The sequence below is a fragment of the Kribbella sp. CWNU-51 genome (genome assembly GCF_054073265.1).
The window spans coordinates 913,803-937,292 of record NZ_JBSXMZ010000004.1; the positions used below are offsets into that span (position 1 = coordinate 913,803).

The following is a 23,490-nucleotide window of genomic DNA, read 5'->3' on the forward strand; positions in this document are numbered from 1 at the left end:
CTGACTGGAAGAGGTCTTATGCCGATCAAGAACGTCGTGGTCAACTGCACGGACGTGCAGCGCTCGGTCGAGTACTACACCAAGTTCCTCGAGCTGCGGGTGGTCGGCGAGCCGACGCCGGAGCGCGCCATACTGGACGCGGTGACCGCGACGGTCGAGTTAAGGGCCGTAGGCAACGGACGCGATCAGAGTACCTGGTCGCCGGACGATCTGCAGAAGGGCTTTCGCCACATCGGTTTCAAGGTCGACCGGCTCGACCAGCGGGCCGACGTACTCAAGGCCGCCGGGGTGGAGTTCAAGCTGGATCCGCTCGACGCCGAGGGCGGGGTCCGGATCTGCTTCTTCTACGATCCCGACGGCACGCTGCTCGAGATGATCCAAGGCGATCTGCAGTACGCCGCTGTGCTCGACGCCGACGGAGTCGCGCGGGAACGTACCCTCGGCGTACCGCGGCGGCCGCGGTTGGACCACGTCGCGGTGACGATCGAGGACCGGGCCGCGACCAGCGACTACTACCACGAGCACTACGGCTTCTCGTTCATCGGCACGATCGAGCAACCGCACGACCAGCGCGGCTTCAGCATCGGTTACCTCAAGGGCGGCGACACGGTCCTGGAGGTGTTCACATACGAGGTCGGCAAGACCTCCCGCGAGCCCCAGCTCGACGTCGCCGGCTTCGCGTACGCCGAACTCGCCGGCAACCCCCCGAGGGACTTGACCACGGCCACCGCACCTGACGGGACGAGTGTCTACGTCGATCCCGACGGCTTCGCGTTCGCCGTAGGCTCCGAGGCATGAGAGACGACTGGCTGAGGCCCCTCGGTTCCACCGGACTGACCGTGTCCGCCGTCTGCGCCGGCGGCAGCGCGATCGCGGGCATGCCCGCGGTCTTCGGGTACGACGTGACCCGGCAGGAGGCGGTCGACCTCGTCCTGCGGGTGTTCGACAGCCCGCTCACCTGGATCGACACCTCCAACGGGTACGGCGACGGCGAGAGCGAATTGCGGATCGGCCGGGCCATCCGCGAGTACGGCGGTCTCCCGGACGGCTTCCTGGTCGCGACGAAGGTCGACGCCCGCGGCCAGGACTACTCCGGCGCCCGGGTCCGCGCGAGTGTTGCCGAGAGCAAGGAGCGGCTCGGGCTCGACGACCTCCCGCTGGTCTATCTGCACGATCCGGAGTTCCACGACTTCGACTCGATGCGCGAGGCCGTCGACACGCTGATGCAGCTCCGGGCCGACGGCGAGATCGGGCATGTCGGGCTGGCCGGCGGGAACACCGTCGAGCTCGGCCGCTATCTCGACCTCGGCGGCTTCGAGGTGCTGCTCGTGCACAACCGATGGAGCCTCGTCGACCACTCGGCCGGCGACCTGATCCGCCGGCCGAGTGGTGACGGCATCGCTGTGGTCAACGCGGCGATCTACGGCGGCGGGATCCTGGCCAACCCGCAGGGCGCGACGAAGTACGCGTACCGCGACGCGCCGGACGCCGTACTGGAAGCTGTCGCCGAGATGGACAAGGCGTGCCGCGAGTTCGGCACCGACCTCGCAACGGCCGCGCTCCGGCACTCGGTGGACAACCCGGACATCGCCGGGACCGTGGTCGGCATCAGCAAGCCTTCGCGGGTCGAGGCGTTGATCACATCGCTCGAGGCCGACCTCCCAGCCGCGCTCCTTAACCGGTTAGGTAGCCTCCTCCCCCAAGAGCGATACTGGGTTGAAGGAACAAAGGAGACGACGTGACGAACGGCTTCCCACCCGGCTTCACCTGGGGCGCGGCGACCGCGTCGTACCAGGTGGAAGGCGCGGTCTCCACGGACGGGCGCGGCCCGAGCATCTGGGACACCTTCGCGCACACGCCCGGCAAGATCTCCGACGGCACGAACGGTGACGTCGCCGTCGACCACTACCACCGGTTCGCCGACGACATCCGGCTGCTGGCGGACCTCGGCCTGACGGCGTACCGGTTCTCGATCGCCTGGCCGCGGATCGTCCCGGCCGGCTCCGGCGCGACGAACTCCGCCGGACTGGATTTCTACCGGCGGCTCGCCGAGACCTGCCTGGAGTACGGCGTGACGCCGTACGCGACGCTCTACCACTGGGACCTGCCGCAGCCGCTCGAGGACGCGGGTGGCTGGCTCCTGCGGTCCACGGCCGAGCGGTTCCGCGACTACGCGGCGGTCACGCACGACGCGCTGTCGGACGTCATCAAGCAGTGGATGACGCTGAACGAGCCGTGGTGCTCGGCCTTCCTCGGGTACGGGAACGGCGAGCACGCGCCGGGGCGGACCGAGGGTGCCGAGGCGCTGAAGGCCGTGCACCATCTGCTGCTCGGGCACGGGTTGGCGCTCGAGGCGCTCCGGTCGTCAGAGGGCACGTATGGCATCGCCCTGAACCCGGCGCCGATCCACGCCGCCTCGGACTCGGCCGCGGACCTCGACGCCGCGCGGCGGGTGGACGGACTGCGGAACCGGATGTTCCTCGATCCGCTGCTCGCCGGCACGTATCCGGCCGACGTGCTCGAGGATACCGGGATGACCGAGTGGTTCGCCGCGCAGGAGGCCGATCTCGCGGTGATCTCGGCGCCGTTGGACTTCATCGGCGTGAACTACTACTGCCCGACCACGGTCGCCGCGCCGGACGGGCCGATCTCCACGCCCGGTCCGTCGACGCAGCCCGGCAGTGAGAATGTCGCTGCCGTCGACACCGGTCTGCCGCGGACCCAGATGGGCTGGCCGATCCAGGCCGCCGGACTGCGCGACATCCTGGTCACGATCAACAAGATGGCGCCGGAGTTGCCGTTGTACGTGACGGAGAACGGATCGGCGTACCCGGACGAACTGACCGCGGACGGGACCGTCGAGGACGAGGAGCGGCTGGACTACCTGCAGCAGCACACCGCGGTGTGCCGGGACCTCGTCTCCGAGGGCTTCCCGCTGAAGGGGTACTTCGCCTGGTCGCTGATGGACAACTTCGAGTGGGCCTGGGGCTACAGCCGGCGCTTCGGGATCGTGTACGTCGACTACACCACCCAGCAGCGCATCGTGAAGAAGAGCGCCCTCTGGCTGAAAGACTTCCTGAGCTAGAGCTACCTGCCATCACGCCCCGCTTGCCTGCCCGACTCTCGGGGGCTGGGCCTCCCGCTTGGTGGGTTGCGACAAGCAATAACGGCTCTTGTGCTGGGTGTGCGGGTGATAGGGGCCCGGGGGTCTGCGGTGCGGTCGGTGCTGGCGGACGCTGGCGGACGCGCCGGGTGTGGGTTCGGGGGCTGCGGGGTCACCCGTTGGGGAGTGCGGACACCGGGTGTGGTGTCCGCGGTCTCGATCAGGTGTCCGAGGTCCGAAGAGTTACTGGATCGAGTCCCGGGGATCCCCGGCGTACCGAGGAACGGGTAGTAGTCGGCCACGCCCCACCCGACCGGCCGCCGTTCGGGCTGACCATCTCACTCAGGTGCCCGCGCCGGCCGACCACTACCCGTCCGTCGGTACACCAGGCCTCTCCCTCTCCCCCTCCTCCGCCCCGAGCCCTCAGGACCCGATCGGTAGGTCGACCTCGGGCGGGGGGCGCGGGGTCGACTTTGGGCACGGGATGGTCGTTGTGCGGGCGGTTTCGTGGTTGAACCGTGCTCAAGGTGGCGAGCCGGGCCCGGGTACACCACGGAAACGACAGGGAGCCACAGTTCCAGACACTCGACCAAGCCACCGGGTGCACCAGTTCAAAGGCCGTCACCTCACTCACACATCAAACAGAAGAGCTGGAATAACTTGTCCCGGCCCAGCGGGTCTTGTCCGAGGTCCCGGCAGTTGGCTAACGGCCCGACTTCTGGCGGGGGGTCAGCTGGCTGTGGAGGACGAGGGACGCGGCGCCGAGGGCAGCGGCGCTGGGTCCTAGTTTGGACAGTTCGACCCGGGTCGGGTGCATCGCGCGGACGAACGACAGGCGGTTGATCTCGGTCGACGCGATCCGGACGTAGAGGCCGCCCGCCTCGCTGAAGCCGGGACCCGCGAGGATGATCTGGTCGAGGTCGAGCAGGTTCGTGATCGACAGCAGCGCCTTCGCCAAGTACGTCGCGGACTCCTCGATCAGCCGCACGCACCGCGGGTCGCCGGCGGCCGCGAGCCGGGCGATCTTCGCGAAGTCGGACCGAACCGCCAGCTGCCGGCCGCGTAGGGCGAGCTCGTTCACCAGCGCCTCGTCCTGCTCGGCACGCTTCACCACGGCCGCCGGTGCGGCGAGACTCTCCAGGCAGCCGCGGCTGCCACACCAGCACTCCGGGCCGTTCATGTCCAAGACCATGTGGCCGATCTCGCCGACGTTGGACGACGAGCCGCGATACACGTCGCCGTCGGTGACCAGGCCGAGCCCGAAACCGGCCGCCATGTAGACGGTGGCGAAGTCGTTCACCGACGGGATCCGGCCGGCCCAGAATTCACCGATCGCTGCGCAGGTCGAGTCGTTCTCCACCACAATCGGGTGGTCGATCGCTGCCCGCAGGGTGTCACGGACGGCGAACGGCTCCCAGGCGTACTTCGACGAGTTCGTCCGCAGCAGCCGTTGCCCTCCCCCGCCCTGGCGACCGGCCAGGGCGACCCCGACGCCGACCAGGGTGGCCGGCTCGATCTCCGCCTTCACGATCAGGTCCTCGAGCTCGGCGGTGATCCGCTTCACCGCGGTGCTGGGCGCGTCCCGGCCGATGCCGCGCGACGACACCTGCTCGATCACCCGTCCACTCATGTCGGTGACGACGTACGTCGTACTCGGCGTGTCGATGGAGATGCCGACGGCGTGCCGCGCACGGGGGTTGAACTGCAGCAGCGTCGCGCGCTTGCCGCCGGTCGGGTCGCCGAGGCCGGTCTCGACGATCAGGCCGTCGGCGAGCAACTGCTTGACCACCCGGGAGATGGACGCACCGGTCAGGCCGGAACGCTCCGCGAGGTCGATCCGGGTGACCGTGCCGCTGGAGCGGATCAGGTCGAGGATCGCGCTGTGCGTCTCCTGCGCGTTCGCACCCTTCAGAATCTTCGCCACGTCACCCTCCCTCGCTCCGCACTTTAATACACAAAGTAAGAAAGTGGGATACCTTGACCTCAATGTTTGTTGAGGTTCTAGCCTCGGTCGGTGTGAAGGCGATCAGATTGCACGAGTTCGGTCCGGCGGAGAACCTGCGGTACGAGGAGGCTCCGGATCCCACCCCCGATCCGGGCATGGTGCTCATTCAAGTGGAGGCGGCCGGGGTCCACCTGGTCGACACGATGATCAGGTCCGGCTCGACCGGCGGTAGCCCGATCCCGGTGCCGGAGCTGCCGACGATCCCCGGTCGCGAGGTCTCCGGGCGCGTCACCGCGGTCGGGCCTGGGGTCGACTCGTCGTGGATCGGCAAACGGGTGGTGGTGCACCTCGGCATGGTCCCCGGCGGGTACGCCGAACTCGCGGTGGCCAAGGTGGAGTCGCTGTACGAACTCCCCGACCACGTCGACGCCGCGCAGGCGGTCGCCGCGATCGGGACCGGCCGGACGACGGCTGGAATCCTGAACCAGGCGAGGCTGACCGCGGACGACGTCGTCCTGGTGACGGCGGCCGCGGGCGGAATCGGCAGCTACCTGGTCCAGGCCGGGCGGAACGCGGGTGCAACCGTGATCGGGCTGGCCGGCGGACCTACCAAGGTCGACCTGGTCCGCTCGCTGGGTGCGCAGTACGCGATCGACTACACGGATCCGGAGTGGGCGAGTGCCTTGAAGGCGGAGCTGGGCGATCGGCAGATCACCGTCCTGCTCGACGGGGTCGGCGGCGCGAGCGGCCAGCGGGCCTTCGAGCTGCTCGGGGCCGGCGGGCGGGTGCTGATGTTCGGCTGGTCCGGCGGTGGGTCGATCGAGTTCACCCATGAGGACTTGATGGCCCGCAGCCTCACCGCCGGCTGGGCGCTCGGCGCGAAGATGACGGCGCAGCTGCGCGCGCTCGAAGCAGCGGCCCTCGAAGAGACCGTTGCGGGCCGCTGGCAGGCGCTCACCACGACGTTCCCGCTCTCCGAAGCCGCGGCGGCTCACCACGCCTTGGAGACTCGCAACACCACCGGCAAGGTCGTGCTCATCCCCTGAGACGGGGGCCAGCTCAGGACGTGCGAGGGTCGTGGGCCGGGCGGGCGGCTTCTGCGGGGCCGGTGGGCGTGCCGTAGTCGAGGTCGGGGAACGGGCTCGTCACCTCGATCACGCGGCCCTCGGCGGCTGAGCGCCTGGCGGCGAGCATCACGTCGAGGGCGTGGAAGGCGTGCTCGGGCCGGGTGACGGTCGGCGTACCGTTCTCGACGGACTCGACGAGATGCCGCAGGCCGTCGGTCCACGGCCAGTTCGGATCGCGTTCGCCGAACACCTCCCAGGATCCACGCTCGTTCGACCACTGCTCGAACCCGTCCGGAGCCCAGTCGTCCCCGAGCAACTGCAGTACGCCGGTGGCGCCGTACAGCTCAATCGCCGGCGACCGGTACTGCTGCATCGTGAACCCGGTCGCGATCGAGGCGAAGCGGGCGTTGCCGAAGTCGAGCACGATGTGCGCGTTGTCGTCGGCGCGGACCGTCACGAGCTGGCCGGTGATCTCGCGCTTGGGTACGGCGGTGCCGACCATGGCGGTGACCCGCTGGACCGGGCCGAAGAACCCGCACAGACTGGTCAGGTTGTACACGCCGAGGTCGAACAACGCCCCGCCGCCGGACTCGTAGAACCAGCGGCCCCACCAGGGCCCGGACCAGCTGTACCGAGCCCGGGCCAGGTGCAGGTCGCCGATCTCGCCGTCGCGGACCCGCCGATGCATCGGCGCGCGCTCCGGAACGCGGCCAGGGTCTGGCCGACCTGTGTCGTGAACCGGCGCCGGAACGTGTCGTAGCTCAGCCCTGCCTCGGCCGCCACGGCCGCCAGGTCGGTGCTCGCGGTGAGATCGTCGGCGAGCCGTCCCATCGCGTCCACGATGTCCATGCTCACGTCGGGACTGTCGTCGGTGTCGTCGGTGTCGATCAGCCAGTCGGCCAAGGCCAGCAGCTGATGCTCCGCGACCCGGCGAGTCCGTGGCGGCGAGCGCAGTACGGTGCGCAGCGCCTCGATCGACGGCGGCGGCACCGGGTACCGCGGGCCCACCCCGGCCAGCTGGGCGAGCGCGTCGAACAGTGGTCCGGTGAAGACGACGAACAACTCCGTCCACCGCTCCCCCGGATCGGTGTGGGACGTGTGCGGGAACCCGGGCGGCAGGATCGTGTGCGCGCCCGGCCGGAGCCGCTCGTCGCGCCCGTCGGCGTCGCGATAGTTGCCCTCGCCATCGATCAGCACCGACAGCACGTACGCGTCCATCACCCGCAACGTCGACGACATGATCGGCTCGGCGTCGATCACCTCGCCGGCGAGCACCAGCTGGCCGAGCCTGGTCACCGGGCCTTCGGCGATCGTGACGATCGTCCGCTCACTCATGCCGGCAACAGTACCCAGCCCGAAACGCCAAAATGTTCATGCCCGGGTCGCCTGCAGACATTCTCTGGCAGACGCTGCCGCCCTAGCGTTCTCGGTGGAAGGGACCAGCCGATCGACCGGAGGACCGCACGATGACATCGACCACCGACCTGGTCACGCGCGAGCACCTGACACAGCTCCGCGACGAGGGCTACTTCGTGCTGGACAGCGTGCTCACCGACGAGCAACTCGAGCTGCTGCGCGGCGGAGCGCAGTACTCGATCGACAAACTCGACGCCGCGATGGATGCCGCCGGCACCGACTCGCTCGGCATCAACCACCGCGGCAAGCGGTACTTCAGCAGCATGATCTACCAGGACCGGCCCGAACTGCGGCAGTTCCTGTTCAGCGACATGATGGCCGAGATCTGCCGGGCGACGCTGGGCGACGAGGCGTACCTGTTCTGGGAGCAGTACGTGATCAAGGCCGGCGACCCGAACACGGCGTTCGCCTGGCACCAGGACTCCGGCTACGTCCACGAGGACCACGAGCCCTACCTGACCTGCTGGATCGCCCTCGATGACGTCACCGAGGAGAACGGCTCGGTCTACCTGCTGCCGTACTCGCGGTCCGGCATCAGGTCGTACATCAAGCACATCCAGGACCCCGAGCTCAACGACATGGTGTGCTACTTCGGCAGCGATCCCGGCATCCCGATGACCGCGCGGGCGGGCTCGATCGTGGTCTTCTCGAGCGTCGTCATCCATCGCAGCGGACCCAACCTCACCGACCGGAACCGGCGCGTCTACATCGCCCAGTACTCGAAGGAGGTCATCCCGGCCAAGGACGGTGCCGGCGCACACGGCTCGTTCGACCCCTTCCTCAAGGCCGGCCAGATCGTCGCCGACCGCTGATCAGGAGCTGCGCGGCGCGTACATGATGATCACGACGCCGAGCAGGCAGATCGCGGCGCCTAGCAGATCAAAGCGGTCGGGGCGGAACTTGTCGACGACCATCCCCCACACGAGCGAGCCGGCCACGAACACACCGCCGTACGCGGCCAGGATGCGGCCGAAGTTCGGATCCGGCTGGAAGGTCGCGACGAAGCCGTAGGCTCCGAGCGCGATCACGCCGCCCGCGATCCACCACAGTCCGCGGTGTTCGCGCCAGCCCTGCCAGATCAGCCAGGCGCCGCCGATCTCTGCCAGCGCGGCCAGGACGAACAGCCCGACCGACCGCAGCACGGTCACCAACGGTCGCTCTGGCCGAGGTCGGTGAACGGGAGCGGGCAGTCCGGGTCGCCCGCGCAGGTCTGCAGATCGTCGCACCCGGCGGCGATCCCGGCGCGCAGGGTCTCGGCGATGACGGTCAGGTCGGCGATCTTCGCTTCCACATCGGCCAGCTTCTCCCGGGCTCGGGCCTGCAGCCCGGCCCCCTCGCCGAGGGCATGCCGATGCCTGGCGGTGTCGAGAAGCTCCGAGACCTCCGCGAGCGTGAACCCGAGCCGCTGGGCCGCCTTGATCACCCGCAACGTCGTGACAGCGTCGTGCGAGTACACCCGGTGCCCGCCGAGGCTGCGCACCGGCTCGTCGAGCAGCCCGCGGCGTTCGTAGTACCGCAACGTCTGCAGGTTCACGCCGGCCGCGGCGGCGACCTCTCCAGGTCTCACCGCGGCAACCGCTCGCTCAACCCGTCGAGTACGGCGACGTACGCGGGCGGCACGTGGATCCGGAGGCGGATGCGGTCGTCCGGTGCCTCGGTGAAGGTGAAGGTGAAGAACGAGCAGCATTCGTTCTCGCGGGCGGTCAGGTCGGTGGCCGTCGCGCGAGAGTCGGCGGCGAGGAGGAGGTCGAGGGTGTGCGGGTCGACGCGGTCGGAGCCGCGGAGATGGTCGGCGAAGAGCTGGTCGAACTCGGCCCGCCGCAGCGGCTGCTCGGCGGTCGGAAGGGTGCAAGCGGAAGGGGTCCAGTCGGCGTCCATGGATCGACGGTAAACCCGTACCCAGGTACCGGATGCAAGCCCTACGGCTGATCTGTCCAGGTGAGCACGTAGGCGACCGCGCCGAACCGGATGACGTCGCCCGGACGGACCCGGACCGGCGTGGTGATGCGGGAGCCGTTGACCTCGGTCCCGTTCATCGATCCGAGGTCGCGCACCATCCAGCCGCCGTCAACGTGCCGCAGCTCGGCGTGGCAGCGCGAGACGGAGACGTCGGCCAAGCGCAGGGTGGCGCCAGGACCGCGGCCGATCCGGACGGTCGGCGAACCGGGCGTCGGCAGCGCAAGTCCGGGCAGCGGCAGGGCCGGCGTACGTCGCGCGACGGCGAACTGCGGAAACGTCGCGAGCATCGTGTCGACTCTGCGACGCAACTGCCGGATCCAGCCGGGGCGGCGGGGTTCGGCCCGGGGCAGGTCGCGGATCGCGTTGGCGAGCTCGCCGCGGCTCTGCGCGCGGAGCACGAAATTCATCCGCCGGATGAAGGTGTCCTGCGACAGGCGGCCCGAGCCGGCGCCCTCGCGCAGGACGGCCAGGGCCGGGCGCGCGGTCAGCGATAGCTCCACAGGTAGGCGACGTGTGCGTCGCCCTGCGAGAGCCTGACGTTCGAGATTCCGATGGTCAACCGGTGACCGGTCTTTGAGTTGCGGTACGTCACGAAGGTCGTACCTGCTGCACCCTCTGTCGAGACCCGGCGCCAGTTCGGACCGCCGACGGCCGAGATGTGCGTCAGTGCCTTCTTCACCGCGGGCGTTGCGTAGTACGACATCCACTTCGAGTCGCCACGACCCCAGGCCCGGACCAGGTTGTCGGACCACTGCACCGGACTCCAGGCGCGTGGCTCACCGATGAAGCGCAGGGTGTACGCCGCATGCCAGCCACCCGGCCCTCGCAGCTCCGGCGCCGCATTCTGCACGCCCACGGTCAGATTCCCGCCACGAGCGTCGTCGTGGTAGGTCACCAAGGCCGTCCCGGCCGCGCCTTCCGCCGAGACCCGGCGCCAGCGGATGCCGCCCGGCGACGCCTGCGCGAACAGCGCTCGCACGGTGCTCGCGGTTCCGTAACAGGCCGCCGTCGCACGGTCGCCGCGACCCCAGGCGCGCACCAGACGGTCGGCGTACGTCACCGGGTCGAGCCGTACGACGGAACCGCGACACGACGTCACCGCCGTCGTCTGAGCGCTCGTCGCGATCGCAGGAGCCGCCGCGCCACCGAGCACGAGTGGAGCGGTGACGGCCAGCGCCGCCGCCATGACTCCACCCTTACCAAGACCCTTGATCCTCATGATCAACCTCCCGAGTTGGTCAATTCGTCCTCAGCTGTGGGACGCGTCCCGTAGGTGAGGAGTTGGTGCGTGGGTGAGAATGACGGGATGCGACTGCCTGTGATGCCACCGGTCAAGCCGATGCTCGCCAAGCCGGTGAAGGAGATCCCGCGCGGGGAGCTGAGCTACGAGCCCAAGTGGGACGGGTTCCGCTCGATCATCTTCCGCGACGGCGACGAGGTCGAGATCGGCAGCCGGAACGAGAAGCCGATGACCCGGTACTTCCCGGAGCTGGTCGAGGCGGTGAAGGCGAACCTGCCGCAGCGGTGCGCGATCGACGGCGAGATCATCGTGATCGGCGAGTCCGGCGACCGGCTCGACTTCGAGGTGCTGCAGCAACGGATCCACCCGGCCGCGAGCCGGGTGAACATGCTGTCCGAGAAGACCCCGGCCCGGTTCGTCGCGTTCGACCTGCTGGCGCTCGGGGACGACGACTACATGGAGCGCCCGTTCGCGGAACGCCGTACCGCTCTGATCGACGCGCTCGCCGGCGTCAAGGCGCCGATCCACGTGACGCCCGCGACGACCGATCACGCCACCGCCGGGCAGTGGTTCGAGCAGTTCGAGGGCGCCGGCCTGGACGGGCTGATCGCGAAACCGCTGGACGGCCTCTACCAGCCGGACAAGCGGGTCATGTTCAAGGTGAAGCCGGAGCGTACGGCGGATTGCGTGGTGGCCGGCTACCGCATCCACAAGAGCGGCCCGGACCGGATCGGCTCTCTGCTGCTCGGGCTCTACAACGAGGACGGCACGCTGGCCAGCGTCGGCGTGATCGGCGCGTTCCCGCTCGAGCGGCGCAAGGAGCTCTTCGAGGAGATGCAGCCGCTCGTCACGACGTTCGACGACCATCCGTGGGCGTGGGCCAAGCAGGAGGAGGGCGTGCGGACGCCGCGCAACGCCGAAGGCAGCCGCTGGCAGGCGGGCAAGGACCTGTCGTTCACACCGCTGCGCCCGGAACTGGTGGTCGAGGTTCGTTACGACCACATGGAGGGCATCCGGTTCCGGCACACGGCGCAGTTCGTCCGCTGGCGCCCGGACCGTACGCCGGAGTCGTGCACGTACGAGCAGCTCGAGGAGCCGGTGAAGTTCGACCTGGCCGACGTCCTGTCCAGCGCCCAACGCTGACGAAGCCGCTGGATTTGTTGCCTGATTCAACGGCTCGTGCACTGCAGGAAGCATCCAGCTGACTCCTGGTGGGTACAAGGGGCATCATGGAGGCATACCGACTGGTAGGAACCGGAGGTTGCGAGATGTACGACGTCGTACTGCTCGTCGAACAGGAACTGTCCGAGCCGGACGCCAAGCGCGTCGTCGACCTGCACGAGGACATGCCCGAGCCGGTCAAGTACCACGTGCTCGTGCCGTGCCACAACGCGGAGGCCGGTGTGGAGGCCTCGATCAGCGCCCTCGGTACCGCGGATCTCTACGGACCGGGGCTCGCCACCCAGCGCCAGGACCTCGCCGAGGCCCAGCAGGCGATCGACACCGAGGCGAAGGGCTGCACCGGGCGGAGCGTCCAGCGGCTACGCGATCTCGGTCAGGACGCCGAGGGCGGCATCACCCACGAACGGCCGATCGACGCGCTGGTCGCGACCGTCGACCACGTGCAGGGGCAGGAGGTCATCATCCTGACCCGCGCGCACGTCGTCGCGGAGTTCTTCCACCTCGACTGGACGAACTCGGCCCGCCGCCACCTCGGCGTACCGGTGCTCCATCTGCTGGAGCACGACCAGCAGCCCAACGAGCCGGCTCCGTAGGAGTCAGACACCTGCCGCTGTGCCGGTTTCCTTGAACTGCGTGTGATACAAGTCAGCGTATTCGCCACCCGCGGCGAGCAGTTGCTCGTGGGTGCCGCGTTCGACGATGTTGCCGTGGTCAACAACCAGGATCAGGTCGGCGTTCCGCACGGTGGACAGCCGGTGCGCGATCACCAGCGACGTCCGTCCCTCCAGCGCGGTGTCGAGCGCCCGCTGGACGGCGACCTCCGACTCGGAGTCCAGATGCGCGGTCGCCTCGTCGAGGACGACGATCTGCGGTGCCTTCAGCAACAACCGGGCGATCGCGAGTCGTTGCCGCTCGCCACCGGACAGCCGGTGCCCGCGATCCCCGACCACGGTGTCCAGACCATCCGGCAACGACGACACCAGGTCCCAGATCTGCGCCGCCCGGAGCGCCTCGATCATCTCGTCGTCCGACGCGCCCGGCCTCGCATAGGCCAGGTTCGCGCGGATCGTGTCGTGGAACATGTGCGCGTCCTGTGTCACGTATCCGATGGCATCGTGCAACGACCGCAGCGTGACATCGCGTACGTCGTGGCCGCCGACCCGGACCGCGCCACCGGTCACGTCGTACAGGCGCGCGACCAGGTTCGTGATCGTGGTCTTACCGGCGCCGGACGGGCCGACCAGGGCAACCATCTGACCGGGGCGGACGGCGAAGCTGACATCCTCGATCACCTGCGCCGACACGCGCTTGTCGAGGACCGCGACCGACTCGAGGCTCGCCAGCGACACCTGCTCGGCCGTCGGGTACGAGAACGCGACGCGCTCGAACTCCACGCTCGCCGCGCCCGCCGGCAAGTCCTGGGCGCCGGGGCTGTCCTTGATCATCGGCTCCAGGTCGAGCACCTCGAAGACGCGCTCGAACGAGACCAGCGCGGTCATCACATCGACGCGCACGTTGGACAGCGCGGTCAACGGTCCGTACAGGCGGCCGAGCAGCGCGACGAGCGCCAGCAGTGTCCCCACGGTCAGCGCCTGGCGGACCGCGAGGTTGCCGCCGACGCCGTACACCAGTGCCGTCGCGAGGGCGGCGACCAGCGTCAGCGCGGTGAAGAAGACCCGGCCGACCATCGCGATCCGGATGCCCAGGTCACGGACCCGGCCGGCGCGTTCGCCGAAGTCGCGGTTCTCGATCGACGGGTGACCGAAGAGCGTGACGAGCAGCGCTCCCCCGACGCTGAACCGCTCGGTCATCCCGGTCGACATCTCCGCGTTGAGGTTCATCTGCTCGCGGGTCATCGTGGCCAGCCGGCGTCCGAGGACCCGGGCCGGGATCAGGAAGATCGGCAGCATCAGGATCGCCACCACGGTCAGCTGCCAGCTCAGCACCAGCATCGCGCCGACCACGAGGATCAGGCTGATGATGTTCGAGACCACGCCGGACAGCGTGGAGGTGAAGGCCTGCTGGGCGCCGATCACGTCGTTGTTCAACCGGGAGACGAGCGCACCCGTCTGGGTCCGAGTGAAGAACGCGACGGGCATCCGCTGGACGTGCGAGAACACCTTGGTGCGCAGGTCGAAGATCAGTCCTTCACCGATCCGCGCCGAGAACCAGCGCTGCATCAGGCCGAGCGCGGCCTCGAGCACCGCGAGGACGGCGACGACCAGAGCGAGCGCGGTCACGAGTGGCGCGTTCCCCTTGCTGATGCCGTCGTCGACGATCTTCTTGAACAGCAACGGTGAGGCGATCACCAGGAAAGCGGAGATGATCACCAGGAGCAGGAACAGCGTGATGTACCAGCGGTAGGGCTTGGCGAACCGGACGATCCGGCGCAGCGTGCCCTTCGCCAGCTTCTTCCCGACGACTGACTCGTCCTGGCGGCGCCAACTGGCCGCACCCATGCCCGGGCGCATCATGCCTGACATCCGGTCACCTCCCCACGTCTTCCTCGTGGACCTTCACAACAGTTCAGGTCGGCTCAATCTTCCCGCATGGCACGGACAGATCTTTCCTGCAACCGATGGTTGCGCATCGCGGATCCGTGCCCTAGAGTCATAGGCAACCAAAGGTTGCGAAAGGAAGGGTGGCTGGGATGTCTCGGAGCATCGAGCGGGAGATTCGGGTGGAGGCTTCGCCGGAGGTCGTCTACGAGGTGGTCAGTTCGCCGGAGCACCTGCGCGAGTGGTGGCCGGACGACGCGGACCTCGAGCCCGTGGCCGGCGCGACCGGGACAGTCTCGTTCGGTGACACGAATGTCGTCGCGCTCACCGTCGTCGAGGCCGACCCGCCCCGGCGGTTCTCGTTCCGCTGGGACTACGACGGCGAGGTCGCGACCGCGGCCAACTCGCTGCTGGTGACGTTCGACCTGGTCCCGTCCGACGGCGGCACGCTGCTGCGGTTCGCCGAGACCGGGTACGACGAGGCCGCCAAGCCGGACGAGGTGTACCACGACCACAGCTCCGGCTGGGACTACTTCCTTCCCCGCCTCGCGCCGTACGTAGATCGGCTGGCGGCGAGGCCGTGATCGACGACGAGCTCTGGTCGGCGATCGGAGACCCGACTCGGCGCCGGATGCTCGACCTGCTGCTGGCCGGCAGCGGCGGGACCGCGACCAGCCTGAGCGATCAGCTGCCGGTCACCCGGCAGGCGGTCGCCAAGCACCTCGCCGTCCTCGACCGGGCCGGGCTGGTGCACTCCACCCCGTCCGGACGCGAACGCCGCTACACCGTCGACGAAGCACAGCTCGCCCGGGCTGTCGCGCAAATGGCATCCGTCAGCGAGGCCTGGGACGGCCGGCTGCAGCGGATCAAGCGCATCGCCGAGACCATCCAGCGCAACCGCACCGACTGATATCAGAAAGAGGAATCGACATGGTAGACATCCTGCACCGCATCGGCATCACCGCGTCCCCCGAGGACGTCACGACCGCCCTCACCACGATCCCCGGACTCGCGGGCTGGTGGACCGACGACACGCAAGGCGACGAATCGGTCGGCGGCGTGCTCCGATTCCAGTTCCCCGTGGCGGGCGGCGGGTTCGACATGAAGGTACTGGACGTCGAGCTGGGCAAGCTCGTCCGCTGGGAGGTCGTCGACGGCCCCGAGGAGTGGATGGGTACGCACGTCAGCTTCGAGCTGAGCACGGCCGACGAGTACACGATCGTCCTGTTCAGGCACGAGGGCTGGAAGGAGCCGGTCGAGTTCATGTACCACTGCAGCACCAAGTGGGGCTCGTACCTGCTGAGCCTGAAGAAGTACGTCGAAACCGGTCAGGGTGACCCCGCTCCGCGCGACGTCCAGATCAGCAACTGGCACTAGAGGGCGGCCAGGAGCTCCTTCAACCGGCGCTCCTGGGCCTCCCGCTCGGCCTTCAGTTGCTCTTGGTACGAGCGATCCGCGGCACCGAGGAGCAACGCCTTGGTCTCGCGGATCGCTCCGGGGAGCGGGCCGAGCAGTGCGTCGGTGAGATCCTTCACCGTCCCGGCAAGCTCCTCGGCCGGTACGACGATGTTCGCGAGACCGAGCTCCTTCGCCTCGGCTGCCTCGACCCAGCGCGTGGTCGCGCAGATCTCGAGAGCCCGGGAGTACCCGACCAGCTGGACCAGCGGCTGTGTGCCGCCGAGGTCGGGGACCAGGCCGAGGGCCGGCTCACGCATGCTGAAGCGGGCATCCGGGGTGACGACGCGAAGATCGCAGGCCAGGGCCAGCTGGAAGCCGGCGCCGACGGCGTGCCCCTGGACGGCGGCGATACTCACGATCTCCGGTCGCCGCAACCACGAGAACCCGGCCTGGAACTCGGCGATGAGCTCGTACACCTCGGCGGTCGGCTTCGCCCCGAGGGTCAGCAGCGGCTCCTCGCCCAACTCGTTCTCGCCCATGATGAGCCGCCGATCGAGACCGGCCGAGAACGACGGCCCCTCCCCCGACACGACGACCACGCGGACTTCGGGTGGCAGCGCCGTACCGAACTCGGCCAGGGCCCGCCACATTGCCGGCGTCTGCGCGTTGCGCACCTCCGGCCGGTCCAGCACAACCCGCGCGACCGGCCCGTCCACCGTGAACCGCAGTCCCAGATCCGTCATGAGCCGAACATTACTGCGGAGTAGGTCAGGCGAGCGACACCAGGTCGGCGTAGTCGTTCGTCCAGAGGTCCTCGACGCCGTCCGGCAGGAGCAGCACCCGCTCCGGTTCGAGCGCCTCGACCGCGCCCTCGTCGTGGGTGACCAGGACGATCGCACCGGCGTACGAGCGAATCGCGTTGAGCACCTCGGCCCGCGACGCCGGGTCCAGGTTGTTGGTCGGCTCGTCGAGCAGCAGGACGTTCGCCGCCGAGACGACCAGGGTCGCCAGCGCGAGCCGCGTCTTCTCGCCACCCGACAGCACCGAGGCCGGCTTGTCCGAGTCGTCACCGGTGAACAGGAACGAGCCGAGCACGCTCCGGGCCTGCGTCTCGTTCAGATCCGGGGCGGCGGACTTCATGTTCTCGAGCACGGTCCGGTTGACGTCCAGCGTCTCGTGCTCCTGCGCGTAGTAGCCGAGCTTGAGCCCGTGCCCGTCGATCACCTCGCCGGTGTCCGACTTCTCGATCCCGGCCAGCACCCGCAGCAGCGTGGTCTTCCCCGCGCCGTTCAACCCGAGCACGACGACCCGCGAGCCCTTGTCGATCGCCAGGTCCACGTCGGTGAAGATCTCCAGCGAGCCGTACGACTTCGACAGCTCGCGCGCCATCAGCGGCGTCTTGCCGCACGGCGCCGGCGTCGGGAACGAGATCTTCGCGACCCGGTCCTGCTTGCGCTCGTCCTCGAGCGACGACATCAACCGCTCGGCCCGCCGCAGCATCTGCTGGGCCGCGGCCGCCTTCGTCGCCTTGGCGCGCATCTTGTTCGCCTGGTCGACCAACTGGGTCGCCTTCTTCTCCGCGTTCGCCCGCTCGCGCTTGCGGCGCCGCTCGTCGGTCTCGCGCTGCGTCAGGTACGCCTTCCAGCCGACGTTGTAGACGTCGATCTCGGCCCGGTTCGCGTCCAGGTGAAAGACCCGGGTGACGGTCTCCTCGAGCAGGTTCACGTCGTGGCTGATCATGATCACGCCACCGGCGTACGACTTGAGGAAGTCGCGTAGCCAGACGATCGAGTCCGCGTCCAGGTGGTTGGTCGGCTCGTCCAGCAGCAGCGTCTCCGCCTGGGCGAACAGGATGCGGGCCAGCTCGACGCGCCGGCGCTGACCACCGGACAGCGTGCCCAGCGGCTGGCCGAGGACGCGATCCGGCAGGCCGAGGTTCGCCGCGATCCGGGCCGCCTCGGCCTCCGCGGCGTACCCGCCGGCGGCGTGCAGGTCCGCCTCGGCCCGCTCGTACCGCCGCATGCCCTTCGCGCGGGTCTTGTCGTCCGCGCTGGCCATCGACTTCTCGGCACTGCGCAGCCGCCGTACGACGTCGTCGAGGCCGCGGGCGGACAGGATCCGGTCCCGCGCGAGTACGTCGAGATCGCCGGTGCGCGGGTCCTGCGGCAGGTAGCCGATCTCACCGGACGACGTGACCGAGCCGCTCGCCGGGAGGCCTTCACCGGCGAGGATCTTGGTCAGCGTCGTCTTGCCGGCGCCGTTGCGGCCGACGAGCCCCACCTTGTCGCCCGGCCCGACCCGGAACGAGGCGGGGGCGAGGAGCTGACGGGCGCCGACGCGGACCTCGAGATTGGAGACATTGATCATCGCGGTGGCAGGCGTCCTTGGGTTGAGAGTCGGTCTGTGGCGGGTCGAAAGCACTGCGTCACGACACGGCAGAATCCCCCGCACCGAGGTCTAGTCTAAGTGCTGTGAAATTCAACCCGGACGCGGATCTCGACACCAGCGGTGTCGAGGACACCCGCGGCAGTGGCGGACGCGGCGGCGGCCTGCCCGGCGGAATGATCCCGGTCGGCGGCGGTATCGGCGGCATCATCCTGCTGGTCGTCATCCTGCTACTCAGCGGCGGCCTGCCCGGCAGCGACGGCGGCGACCAGCCGGCGGTCCACAACACGGCGGCCGGCAACCTGGACTCCTGCAAGAAGGGCTCGGACCTGCAGCAGAACTCGGACTGCCGGTTCGTCTTCTACCAGAACTCGATCCAGAGCTTCTGGGCCGCGGAGCTGCCCCGGCGCGGGAAGAAGTACATCCCGGCGCCGATGCGGGTGTTCGACGGCTCGGTCAGCACCGGCTGCGGGCCGGCGACCAGCGCGGTCGGACCGTTCTACTGCCCGCCGGACAAGCGGGTGTACCTGGACATCGGGTTCTTCAAGACCCTGCAGACGGACCTGGGCGCGCGCGGCGGCGAGTTCGCCGAGGCGTACGTCGTCGCCCACGAGTACGGCCACCACATCCAGAACCTCTACGGGATCCTCGACCGGATCAAGAGCCGCAACGGGCCGACCTCGGACTCGGTCCGGTCCGAGCTGCAGGCCGACTGCCTGGCCGGCATCTGGACGAACCACGCCACCACGGTCCCCAACAAGAGCGGCCAGCCGCTGATCACGGAGCTCACCGAGGACGACATCGCCCGCGGCCTCGACGCCGCCGCGTCCGTCGGCGACGACCGCATCCAGGAGAAGACCCAGGGCCAGGTCACCCCGGAGAGCTTCAGCCACGGCACCGCCGCGCAGCGGATGAAGTGGTTCAAGACCGGCATGGACTCCGGCGACATGACCGCCTGCGACACCTGGTCCGCCAACCCCCTCTGACCGCCCATCCGCCCACCACCCCTTCGACCCCCAGCCCCCTCCGACCCCGGCGGCCCTGCCCTGCGCCCGCCCCAGCCCACCGCCGGCGAGGGTCCGTGCTCGGTGCCGGGGTTGCGTCCGGCCGGGGCCAGTCCGGGGAGGGTTTTATCCCCGTGAGGGGACATTTCCCTCCCCAGTCGACTCCCCTCCCGGACCCCAGTGGATCTGGGGTACGGGCGGATTCGGGTGGGTCAGGCGACTGCAGCGGGGCGGTGGTAGCCCGGGAGGAGTTCGTCGACCAGGGCGTCGGTCTCGGCTTCTGGGCCGCGGGGGGCGCCGTGCTTGGCGAGGGCGGCGTACAGCTGGCCGGCGACGTTGGTGACGTCGGCGGCCGTGCCGAAGTGCGAGGCCAGGCGGAGCGTGGCGCGCCACAGTTCCTCCGAGGCCGGCGAGAAGCTCAGGCCGGTCTGGAGGGCGGTGCGGGCCAGGTTGCCGTCGTTGTGGTTCAGCGCCGACTCCGCCAGCCGCAGGGCCGCGTCGACCACGGACTCCACCATCCGCCGCTCGATCCCCGAGGCGGCAAGCCACGAGTAGCGACCCGCCGGCAGGTTGGACCAGGCCGGGCCGTGCACCAGGCTCAGCGCCGTCGACAGCGGCCCGCGCGGGTCGTCCATCATCGTTGCCTGCTTGGCCAGCGTGCGGAACACGTCCCAGTCGACCCGGACGATGCTGCGATTCAGCATCCAGCGGCCGGACTCGTCGGCGTACATCGCGTCCATGCCGACCCAGCGACGGGTGTGGTCCAGCGCGGCGTCGCGCAGTTCGTCGCTGATGCCGCGCGGCCAGATCGCGCCGGCCAGCACGTTCGGGTGGACGCCATAGTCCTGGCTGGCCAGGAAGGCGATGATCTCGGTCGACAGCTGGATCCGGCCGTCGTCGATGGTGCCGCGGGCATCCACCTCGACCGGCCCGAGCAGGTCGACCTCGACCGGTGCGGGCTGACTGAGATCGGTGCCGGAGAACTCGTACGCCGGCATGTCCTGCTCGGCCCGGCGCTTGTCCCGCGAGTCCGACTCGGCCGCGTCGAACAGCGCGACCAGGTTGGCGAACTGCTCAGGATCGATGCTGTGGGCATCGACCTCGAGTCCGAGCAGCCGGCAGACGGCCTGGTTCTTCTCGTCCACCACGAACCGCCACGGCGAGTTGATCACGTCGCCGACCACGACCACCGCGATGCTGCGCTGCTGATCCGCGGCGAGCCGGTTCAGCTGGTCCTGCTCCTCCGGTGACGGCGGCGCGGACACGAAGATGATCTCCGCACCCCACAGCACCGGGTCCGGGTACGCCATCCGCGCGTCGGCGACCGAGCTCAGGTCACGCCGCGCACAGGCCTGCACCTGGGCGTCGGTACGGCGAGCCACTTCGGCGATCGCGTCGTCGACCCGGACCCAGTAGCTCAGCCGGCTCGGCGCCAGCGACGACAGGTCGTCGCCGAACCCGACCATGCTGATGTGTGCACCTTCAGACCACAGATTCGTCGCCAGCTCGACCGCGAGTGAGCCGACCACGTCCCGGGACGCGTTGTTCACCCCGCCGAAGCTGACGATGCCGTTCGCGGTGTCGAGGTCGACCAGCACGGTCGCGCCGTCGGCGTTCTGTCCGATCGTGACCAGCGTCGGGTACGGCGCGGGCGCCGTGACGTCACCAGTCGGCGCGTAGCCGCGACGCAGCGTCCAGCGGGTGCCTTCGGCAATCGCCTGCCACGGGCCGGGCGGTGCGGACGGCGCCTCGTAGGGGTCGAGCACGAGCGTCAGGGCCCGGTCCGTCACCAGTGCGGCAACGACCTTCGGCATCGGACGCTGAGCCTGCGTCATGTCGGCGCCGAGCTTCCGCAGCGCGTTGTCGACGAACTGCGCGGTCGGGATGTCCGACGCCAGCCGCAGACCGACCTCGGTCTGCCGGTGGCCGGCCGCCTTCGGGCCCGGACCCAGCGCCCAGCCGCGGCGCCGCTTCAGCGCCAGCGCCAGGCCGGCCGCGAGCAGCGTCGCACCGAAGCCGTAGATGCCGGCCTCGGTCGGACTGAACCCGCCGTCCGTCGCGACCGGCGTTGCCCCGGGCACCTGAGTGCCACCGGCGGCCGGGTCGCCCGGCTCGGACTCCGACGTACCAGGACCGTGCGGGCCGACCGTGATGCCGGGCTCCCCCGGCTTGACGTTCTTCGCGCCCGGGTCGTTCTTCGCGGTCCCGATGGTGATCGTCGAACCGGACTCGGCGCCTTGCTCGGACCAGCGGCTGCCCGTGCCGGGCGTCGTCTTCGTCTCGGACCCGGTGGTCACCTTGCCGCCGGTGGTGGTCTTCGACCCGGTCGTCGTCTTGGTGCCCGTGGTCACCTTCGAGCCCGTGGGGAGCGTGGTCTTGCTGTGGTCCTCGATGTTCACCCGGACCGTGTGCACACCCGGGCCTTTGGCGTCACCAGGCAGGCGGACCTGCCAGCCCGGCAGGATCAAGTCCGGGTTGGTGAGGCGGCGGCCGTCGGGCTGCAGCTTGTTCTTGTTGAGGTCGTAGATCTCCTTGTACCGCCGGCCTTCGCCCAGGTAGCGCTCGGCGATGTCCCACAGGCAGTCGTAGTTCCGGCCCTGAGGCGGGCGGACCTCGGTGTACTTGATGACCTGACCGTTGTGGTCGTGGTTCGTCCGTACGCCGGTGTGCGTGGTCGTCTTGGCCTGGTTGCCGCTGAGCACAGTGCTGCGGGCCTCGGTCTGGCGGAACTGCGCCGTCGACCCCTGCTCGCCGCCCTGCGTCACAGTGACCGAGGTCGGCGTGACGGCGCTTGTCGTCACCGCGCTGGCGACCGGCAGGCTCACGCCGGCTCCCGCGGCAATCAGTACGACGGTCCCGATCAGCCGGCGGGCCACGGTCTGTGAACCGCCGCCGAAGGGGATCCGTGGCGACAGGCCGTGGCCGCGGATCTCCGCGACCGCCTCGGCGATCAGGCAGATGACGAAGTGCAGCCAGGCCACCCAGATGAAGAACGCGATGATGCCGAGGACGGTCTCGATGCTCAGCTCGCTGAACAGCATGCTGCTGCTCGGCATCTTGTCCGGCCACGGCGTACCGAAGAACCGCAGCAGGACGTACGGGACCCCGCCGACGATCGCCAGGATCGCAAGCAGCGCGACGAATCCCTTCAGCCGGTCCGCCCCCGGACTGCCCGACCCTCGCTGCGGCAACCGCGCCACCCGCACCGGCTCATTCGTCCTGACCATCACGCCTCCACACCCCCACCATCAACCACCAATGGCCTGCACTTCCTGCACAGGCAACCGCTGCACCGCATGCACGTCCGCCTTGCCGATCGGCTGCCAGCCGTTGTGCTGGCCGACCCAGTACGAGACCTCCCAGGTAATGGTCAGCTTCACCGTGTACATGCCGTCCGGCTGGTTCGCACTGGACCGCGTGTACACGTGCTTGCACGGGTTGATCTGGTGATCCGGGTCCTGCGACTGGTCGTACCCGTCCGGGTCGTCCAACGGCGTCACGCCCACCGGGCACGTGAACGTGCCGCTGTTGTCACCTGGGTCGATCACCATCTTGACGACCATCCCGCGCATGGTGAGGTTGTGTCTCTGGTCGAAGTACCCGCTGGTCAATTCCTTCGGATCCACCGTCCGCCCGTCGGTCTTCCCTGCCATCGAGCTCTCGGGTGTCAGCGTGAAGTACGCGGGCACGTTCACCCGCGGCGTGTACGTCGGCATGATCTGCAGCGCCGGATCCGGGTACGTGCTCTTGAAGGGCCACCAGAAGTCCTTCATGTAGTCCGGGAACGGGCACTGAGCGCGCTCGGCCGCGTCGACCGCGACGTAGGCCCGCTCCAAGTGCGCGTGCGGCCCACCGTTGTAGCTGTCCAGCTTGTAGCCGGTGATCGTGATCCGCATGACCCAGCTCTTGCCCTCCGGCGCCTGTGGCAGGCGGATCCCGTCGGGAATGTCGAAGTCGCGGCACGGGATGAACGGCCGGCCGGCGAGTTTCTCGCGCCAGGTCGGCGGCGGATTCCCACCGACGTATGCCAGGCCCGAGCTGCAGTACGCGCCGAAGCCGACCGAGTTGACGTACATGCTGCAGACCTTGTTGCCGGTCTGAATCGTGTCGGCGGTGGCCGTCGCGGCGGGGCCGGCGATCAGCAGCGCGAGTACGGCGCTCACGACGAGCAGTCCGCGCCCGACTCGGTTGTGCATCCTCACTCCCCAGACTCGGCTACCCGCAGATTATCTTCGACCAGGGGCATCATGCCCGGTACTCCCTGTCCCCGTCACCTAACCGGAACCTGAATTC

At 69.1% G+C, this 23,490-nt stretch carries 24 protein-coding genes; 11 read left to right on the forward strand and 13 right to left on the reverse strand.

Features of this window, described 5'->3' with window-relative positions; all coding sequences use genetic code 11:
- Window positions 1-18: 18 nt before the first annotated feature.
- Genes ACXC9Q_RS06440 through ACXC9Q_RS06450 form a run of 3 tightly spaced genes read left to right on the forward strand, consistent with a single transcriptional unit; the run spans window position 19 to window position 3,085 of the window.
- Entirely contained in the window at window positions 19-798 is a 780-nt protein-coding gene (locus tag ACXC9Q_RS06440; RefSeq protein ID WP_457055539.1) for a VOC family protein, read from the forward strand.
- Window positions 795-1,742 (forward strand): aldo/keto reductase, encoded by a 948-nt coding sequence (locus ACXC9Q_RS06445; RefSeq protein WP_457055540.1) that lies wholly within the window; start codon window positions 795-797, stop codon window positions 1,740-1,742. The genes ACXC9Q_RS06440 and ACXC9Q_RS06445 overlap by 4 nt, the downstream gene beginning before the upstream one ends.
- Window positions 1,739-3,085, forward strand: a complete 1,347-nt coding sequence (locus ACXC9Q_RS06450; RefSeq protein ID WP_457055541.1) for a GH1 family beta-glucosidase — start codon at window positions 1,739-1,741, stop codon at window positions 3,083-3,085. The genes ACXC9Q_RS06445 and ACXC9Q_RS06450 overlap by 4 nt, the downstream gene beginning before the upstream one ends.
- A 721-nt stretch (window positions 3,086-3,806) precedes the next feature.
- Here the strand turns inward: ACXC9Q_RS06450 and ACXC9Q_RS06455 are convergent.
- Entirely contained in the window at window positions 3,807-5,027 is a 1,221-nt protein-coding gene (locus tag ACXC9Q_RS06455) for an ROK family transcriptional regulator (RefSeq protein ID WP_457055542.1), read from the reverse strand.
- Between the two features lie 92 nt (window positions 5,028-5,119).
- Here ACXC9Q_RS06455 and ACXC9Q_RS06460 point away from each other — a divergent pair, with 92 nt between their 5' ends.
- Window positions 5,120-6,094: a zinc-binding dehydrogenase gene (locus ACXC9Q_RS06460; protein ID WP_457055543.1), complete on the forward strand. Its 975-nt coding sequence runs from the start codon at window positions 5,120-5,122 to the stop codon at window positions 6,092-6,094.
- Between the two features lie 13 nt (window positions 6,095-6,107).
- Here the strand turns inward: ACXC9Q_RS06460 and ACXC9Q_RS06465 are convergent, their stop codons facing one another.
- On the reverse strand, window positions 6,108-6,776 hold the full coding sequence (locus tag ACXC9Q_RS06465; RefSeq protein ID WP_457055769.1) for a Gfo/Idh/MocA family protein: 669 nt from the start codon (window positions 6,774-6,776) through the stop codon (window positions 6,108-6,110).
- Window positions 6,662-7,450 carry an AraC family transcriptional regulator gene (locus ACXC9Q_RS06470; RefSeq protein ID WP_457055544.1) on the reverse strand — a complete coding sequence of 263 codons (789 nt, stop codon included), beginning with the start codon at window positions 7,448-7,450 and terminating at the stop codon, window positions 6,662-6,664. Before ACXC9Q_RS06470 ends, ACXC9Q_RS06465 begins: the two co-directional genes overlap by 115 nt.
- 131 nt (window positions 7,451-7,581) lie before the next feature.
- On the opposite strand from ACXC9Q_RS06470, the gene ACXC9Q_RS06475 reads away from it, so the two are divergent.
- Window positions 7,582-8,343 carry a phytanoyl-CoA dioxygenase family protein gene (locus tag ACXC9Q_RS06475; RefSeq protein ID WP_457055545.1) on the forward strand — a complete coding sequence of 254 codons (762 nt, stop codon included), beginning with the start codon at window positions 7,582-7,584 and terminating at the stop codon, window positions 8,341-8,343.
- Here the strand turns inward: ACXC9Q_RS06475 and ACXC9Q_RS06480 are convergent, their stop codons facing one another.
- Genes ACXC9Q_RS06480 through ACXC9Q_RS06500 form a run of 5 tightly spaced genes read right to left on the reverse strand, consistent with a single transcriptional unit; the run spans window position 8,344 to window position 10,709 of the window.
- Complete coding sequence (locus ACXC9Q_RS06480; protein ID WP_457055546.1) at window positions 8,344-8,679, reverse strand: YnfA family protein; 336 nt, start codon at window positions 8,677-8,679, stop codon at window positions 8,344-8,346.
- The gene (locus ACXC9Q_RS06485) at window positions 8,676-9,098 is read right to left on the reverse strand and encodes a MerR family transcriptional regulator (RefSeq protein ID WP_457055547.1); all 423 of its coding nucleotides are present in this window, start codon (window positions 9,096-9,098) and stop codon (window positions 8,676-8,678) included. Before ACXC9Q_RS06485 ends, ACXC9Q_RS06480 begins: the two co-directional genes overlap by 4 nt.
- A complete protein-coding gene (locus ACXC9Q_RS06490) occupies window positions 9,095-9,409 on the reverse strand; it encodes a hypothetical protein (protein WP_457055548.1) in 315 nt (104 codons plus the stop codon). Before ACXC9Q_RS06490 ends, ACXC9Q_RS06485 begins: the two co-directional genes overlap by 4 nt.
- 41 nt (window positions 9,410-9,450) lie before the next feature.
- Window positions 9,451-9,990 (reverse strand): FHA domain-containing protein, encoded by a 540-nt coding sequence (locus ACXC9Q_RS06495; protein ID WP_457055549.1) that lies wholly within the window; start codon window positions 9,988-9,990, stop codon window positions 9,451-9,453.
- Window positions 9,975-10,709, reverse strand: a complete 735-nt coding sequence (locus ACXC9Q_RS06500) for a hypothetical protein (RefSeq protein WP_457055550.1) — start codon at window positions 10,707-10,709, stop codon at window positions 9,975-9,977. Before ACXC9Q_RS06500 ends, ACXC9Q_RS06495 begins: the two co-directional genes overlap by 16 nt.
- Before the next feature lie 87 nt (window positions 10,710-10,796).
- Here ACXC9Q_RS06500 and ACXC9Q_RS06505 point away from each other — a divergent pair, with 87 nt between their 5' ends.
- Together ACXC9Q_RS06505 and ACXC9Q_RS06510 are read left to right on the forward strand one after the other, a co-directional pair.
- Entirely contained in the window at window positions 10,797-11,873 is a 1,077-nt protein-coding gene (locus tag ACXC9Q_RS06505) for an ATP-dependent DNA ligase (RefSeq protein WP_457055551.1), read from the forward strand.
- Between the two features lie 125 nt (window positions 11,874-11,998).
- Window positions 11,999-12,505, forward strand: coding sequence for a hypothetical protein (locus tag ACXC9Q_RS06510; RefSeq protein WP_457055552.1), 507 nt, complete (start codon window positions 11,999-12,001; stop codon window positions 12,503-12,505).
- A 3-nt stretch (window positions 12,506-12,508) separates the two neighbouring features.
- On the opposite strand, the gene ACXC9Q_RS06515 is transcribed toward ACXC9Q_RS06510, so the two are convergent.
- Window positions 12,509-14,395 (reverse strand): ABC transporter ATP-binding protein, encoded by a 1,887-nt coding sequence (locus ACXC9Q_RS06515; protein ID WP_457055553.1) that lies wholly within the window; start codon window positions 14,393-14,395, stop codon window positions 12,509-12,511.
- 167 nt (window positions 14,396-14,562) lie between these two features.
- On the opposite strand from ACXC9Q_RS06515, the gene ACXC9Q_RS06520 reads away from it, so the two are divergent.
- Genes ACXC9Q_RS06520 through ACXC9Q_RS06530 form a run of 3 tightly spaced genes read left to right on the forward strand, consistent with a single transcriptional unit; the run spans window position 14,563 to window position 15,787 of the window.
- The gene (locus ACXC9Q_RS06520; RefSeq protein WP_457055554.1) at window positions 14,563-14,994 is read left to right on the forward strand and encodes an SRPBCC domain-containing protein; all 432 of its coding nucleotides are present in this window, start codon (window positions 14,563-14,565) and stop codon (window positions 14,992-14,994) included.
- A complete protein-coding gene (locus ACXC9Q_RS06525) occupies window positions 14,991-15,320 on the forward strand; it encodes an ArsR/SmtB family transcription factor (RefSeq protein WP_457055555.1) in 330 nt (109 codons plus the stop codon). Before ACXC9Q_RS06520 ends, ACXC9Q_RS06525 begins: the two co-directional genes overlap by 4 nt.
- A 20-nt stretch (window positions 15,321-15,340) precedes the next feature.
- Window positions 15,341-15,787: an SRPBCC family protein gene (locus tag ACXC9Q_RS06530; RefSeq protein ID WP_457055556.1), complete on the forward strand. Its 447-nt coding sequence runs from the start codon at window positions 15,341-15,343 to the stop codon at window positions 15,785-15,787.
- On the opposite strand, the gene ACXC9Q_RS06535 is transcribed toward ACXC9Q_RS06530, so the two are convergent.
- Both ACXC9Q_RS06535 and abc-f read right to left on the reverse strand, forming a co-directional pair.
- Window positions 15,784-16,551: an enoyl-CoA hydratase/isomerase family protein gene (locus ACXC9Q_RS06535; RefSeq protein ID WP_457055557.1), complete on the reverse strand. Its 768-nt coding sequence runs from the start codon at window positions 16,549-16,551 to the stop codon at window positions 15,784-15,786. The two genes, ACXC9Q_RS06530 and ACXC9Q_RS06535, sit on opposite strands and share 4 nt — an antisense overlap.
- 25 nt (window positions 16,552-16,576) lie before the next feature.
- A complete protein-coding gene (gene abc-f, locus ACXC9Q_RS06540) occupies window positions 16,577-18,175 on the reverse strand; it encodes a ribosomal protection-like ABC-F family protein (protein ID WP_457055558.1) in 1,599 nt (532 codons plus the stop codon).
- A gap of 104 nt (window positions 18,176-18,279) precedes the next feature.
- Between abc-f and ypfJ the strand changes: the two genes are divergently transcribed.
- Entirely contained in the window at window positions 18,280-19,179 is a 900-nt protein-coding gene (gene ypfJ, locus ACXC9Q_RS06545) for a KPN_02809 family neutral zinc metallopeptidase (protein ID WP_457055559.1), read from the forward strand.
- 230 nt (window positions 19,180-19,409) lie between these two features.
- Here the strand turns inward: ypfJ and ACXC9Q_RS06550 are convergent, their stop codons facing one another.
- Both ACXC9Q_RS06550 and ACXC9Q_RS06555 read right to left on the reverse strand, forming a co-directional pair.
- Window positions 19,410-22,424: a hypothetical protein gene (locus ACXC9Q_RS06550; protein WP_457055560.1), complete on the reverse strand. Its 3,015-nt coding sequence runs from the start codon at window positions 22,422-22,424 to the stop codon at window positions 19,410-19,412.
- Between the two features lie 21 nt (window positions 22,425-22,445).
- Window positions 22,446-23,393, reverse strand: coding sequence for a hypothetical protein (locus ACXC9Q_RS06555; RefSeq protein WP_457055561.1), 948 nt, complete (start codon window positions 23,391-23,393; stop codon window positions 22,446-22,448).
- Window positions 23,394-23,490 lie beyond the last annotated feature (97 nt).

What these genes read in the sequence shown, in the direction of transcription:
- ACXC9Q_RS06510 (WP_457055552.1), top strand. Translation starts at nt 11,999, where the DNA reads ATGTACGACGTCGTACTGCTCGTCGAACAGGAACTGTCCGAGCCGGAC.
- ACXC9Q_RS06490 (WP_457055548.1), bottom strand. Translation starts at nt 9,409, where the DNA reads ATGGACGCCGACTGGACCCCTTCCGCTTGCACCCTTCCGACCGCCGAG.
- ACXC9Q_RS06555 (WP_457055561.1), bottom strand. Translation starts at nt 23,393, where the DNA reads ATGCACAACCGAGTCGGGCGCGGACTGCTCGTCGTGAGCGCCGTACTC.
- abc-f (WP_457055558.1), bottom strand. Translation starts at nt 18,175, where the DNA reads ATGATCAATGTCTCCAATCTCGAGGTCCGCGTCGGCGCCCGTCAGCTC.
- ACXC9Q_RS06470 (WP_457055544.1), bottom strand. Translation starts at nt 7,450, where the DNA reads ATGAGTGAGCGGACGATCGTCACGATCGCCGAAGGCCCGGTGACCAGG.
- ACXC9Q_RS06445 (WP_457055540.1), top strand. Translation starts at nt 795, where the DNA reads ATGAGAGACGACTGGCTGAGGCCCCTCGGTTCCACCGGACTGACCGTG.
- ACXC9Q_RS06535 (WP_457055557.1), bottom strand. Translation starts at nt 16,551, where the DNA reads ATGACGGATCTGGGACTGCGGTTCACGGTGGACGGGCCGGTCGCGCGG.
- ACXC9Q_RS06500 (WP_457055550.1), bottom strand. Translation starts at nt 10,709, where the DNA reads ATGAGGATCAAGGGTCTTGGTAAGGGTGGAGTCATGGCGGCGGCGCTG.
- ACXC9Q_RS06515 (WP_457055553.1), bottom strand. Translation starts at nt 14,395, where the DNA reads ATGTCAGGCATGATGCGCCCGGGCATGGGTGCGGCCAGTTGGCGCCGC.
- ACXC9Q_RS06520 (WP_457055554.1), top strand. Translation starts at nt 14,563, where the DNA reads ATGTCTCGGAGCATCGAGCGGGAGATTCGGGTGGAGGCTTCGCCGGAG.
- ACXC9Q_RS06530 (WP_457055556.1), top strand. Translation starts at nt 15,341, where the DNA reads ATGGTAGACATCCTGCACCGCATCGGCATCACCGCGTCCCCCGAGGAC.
- ACXC9Q_RS06440 (WP_457055539.1), top strand. Translation starts at nt 19, where the DNA reads ATGCCGATCAAGAACGTCGTGGTCAACTGCACGGACGTGCAGCGCTCG.
- ACXC9Q_RS06505 (WP_457055551.1), top strand. Translation starts at nt 10,797, where the DNA reads ATGCGACTGCCTGTGATGCCACCGGTCAAGCCGATGCTCGCCAAGCCG.
- ACXC9Q_RS06550 (WP_457055560.1), bottom strand. Translation starts at nt 22,424, where the DNA reads ATGGTCAGGACGAATGAGCCGGTGCGGGTGGCGCGGTTGCCGCAGCGA.
- ACXC9Q_RS06475 (WP_457055545.1), top strand. Translation starts at nt 7,582, where the DNA reads ATGACATCGACCACCGACCTGGTCACGCGCGAGCACCTGACACAGCTC.